This is a genomic window from Corallococcus llansteffanensis (genome assembly GCF_003612055.1).
In the GTDB taxonomy this organism is placed as follows: Bacteria; Myxococcota; Myxococcia; order Myxococcales; family Myxococcaceae; genus Corallococcus; species Corallococcus llansteffanensis.
This window is the reverse complement of the sequence record NZ_RAWB01000928.1, coordinates 1-2122: the sequence shown is the minus strand read 5'-3', so window position 1 is coordinate 2122 and position 2122 is coordinate 1. Positions and strand designations below refer to the sequence as shown.

Here is a 2122-nt window from a genome sequence, read left to right as displayed (position 1 = left end):
GGGTAGAGGACAGCGCGCACGTCCTGGCCGAGAAGCGGCAGGAGGAGCGAAGCGCAGCGGTCGACGGTGTCGCGGAAGAGGGGGAGTGAGGCGTAGAGGGACTGGCCCATGAGGACGTACTGGGCACCGCCGCCGGGGAACATGAAGACGACGGGCCGCTCATCGGACTCATCGAAGCCGGAGACGAAGGCGGGGGGCTGCTGGGAGTCCTGGAGGAACTGAGCCGCTTCGAGGGCGTCGTTGGCGACGAGGAAGCGGCGGTGGGGCAGCAGACGTCGGCCCACCTGGAGGGTGAAGGCGACGTCGGCCAGGGGCAGCTCGGGGTGGGCCTGCAGGTGCGTGGCGAGCTGCGCGGTGGCGCGCTCCAACGCCGAGGCCGTCTTCGCCGACAGCACCAGCACCTGCGGCGTGCTCGCGCGGATCGACGGCTCGGAAGAGTCAGGTGCCGGAGCCTCTTCGAGGATGACGTGGGCGTTGGTGCCACCGATGCCGAAGGCGCTGACGCCAGCCCTGCGAGGCACGCCCGCGGGAGGCTGCCAGTCCTTCAGTGAGGCATTGACGTAGAAGGGGCTGTCCTCCAGGCCGAGCTGCGGATTCGGTGCGGAGTAGTGAAGGCTGGGCGGCAGCTTGCGGTGGTGCAGCGCCAACGCGGTCTTGATGAGGCCAGTGACACCCGCCGCGGCATCCAGGTGGCCGAGGTTGGACTTGACCGAACCCAGCGCGCACGTGGCGCGCGACGAGGAGCGGAAGGCGCGCTTGAGGGCCGTCAGCTCGATGGGGTCACCCATGGGCGTGGCGGTGCCGTGGGCCTCGACGTAAGAGATGGACGAGGGCTCGACGTCGGCCATCGCGAGCGCTTCGGCGATGGCTTCAGCCTGGCCGTCGACGCTGGGCGCGGTGAAGCCGGGCTTGAGGGAGCCATCGTTGTTGATGGCCGAGCCCCTGATGACGGCATAGACGGTGTCGCCGTCGTTCAGCGCATCCGAGAGGCGCTTGAGGAGGACGACGCCGACCCCGTTGCCACTGACGGTGCCCTGGGCCTTGGCATCGAAGGTGCGGCAGTGGCCATCCGGCGACAGGATGCCTTCCGGTTCATAGACGTAGCCGGAGGCCTGCGGAACGCGGATGCAGACGCCACCCGCCAGCGCCATGTCGCACTCGCCATTGGCGAGGGACTGGGCCGCGAGGTGGACGGCGACGAGCGAGGTGGAGCAGGCGGTCTGGACGGTGAGGCTGGGGCCGCGCAGGCCGAGCTTGTAGGCCACGCGCGTCGCCACGAAGTCCTTGTCGTTGCCGAGCATGAGCTCGTAGCTGTCCACCGTCCTCATGACCTCGGCGTTGGTGCAGAGGTTGTTGAGGAGATACGTGTTGGTGCTGACGCCCGCGAAGACGCTGGTGCGGTTGTCGGGGGCGGGAGCGCCATGGCCTGCGCGTTCGAGGACCTCGGCGGCGCACTCGAGGAAGAGGCGCTGCTGGGGGTCCATGGTGGCGGCCTCGCGGGGAGCGAGGCCGAAGAAGGAGGCATCGAACTGGTCGACGTCGTCGAGCACGCCCCTTGCGGGGACGTAGTGGGGCTGGCCTCGCACGGAGGCGTCGACGCCCGCGGCGGCCAGCTCCGCGTCGGAGAAGAAGGAGATGGACTCCGCGCCCGAGCAGAGATTCTCCCAGAGCGCGTCGACGCTCCGCGCACCGGGGAAGCGCCCGCTCATGCCGATGATCGCGACTTCGTGACTGAAGGTCTCTGCGGTGTCCATCGTGAGGTCTCGGGTCCCGGGGTTACTTCTTCGTCGTCTTGTTGCGCTCGCGCAGTGCCCGCTGGTTCTTCATCGAGGCTTTGCGATTCGTGGCCCGGTCCTGGCTGTGCTCGAAGGAGCTCGCCTCGGACTGCTGCGTGACGTGCTTCGCGAGTGAGCGGATGGTCGGTGCCTGGAAGAGTTCGACCAGCGGGACGTCGAGCTTCAGGGCTTCGCGGAGCCGCGTGTGGAGCTGGACCATCAGCAGCGAGTTGCCGCCGAGGTCGAAGAAGTTGTCGTGGACGCCGACCTTGTCGAGGCGAAGGACGGACTGCCACGCGGAGGCAAGCTGCTGCTCCAGGGCGCTCTGGGGCGCGACGAAGCCGGTG

Annotated in this window: 2 protein-coding genes; both read right to left on the bottom strand. The window is 68.7% G+C overall.

The features are described 5' to 3' along the window. Nucleotides 1–1754, bottom strand: a 1754-nt coding sequence (locus D7V93_RS42155) for a type I polyketide synthase (protein ID WP_147451647.1), incomplete at its 3' end; no start/stop codon positions are given. Nucleotides 1755–1776: 22 nt separating this feature from the next. Continuing rightward, nucleotides 1777–2122, bottom strand: a 346-nt coding sequence (locus D7V93_RS42150; protein WP_208723333.1) for a phosphopantetheine-binding protein, incomplete at its 5' end; no start/stop codon positions are given.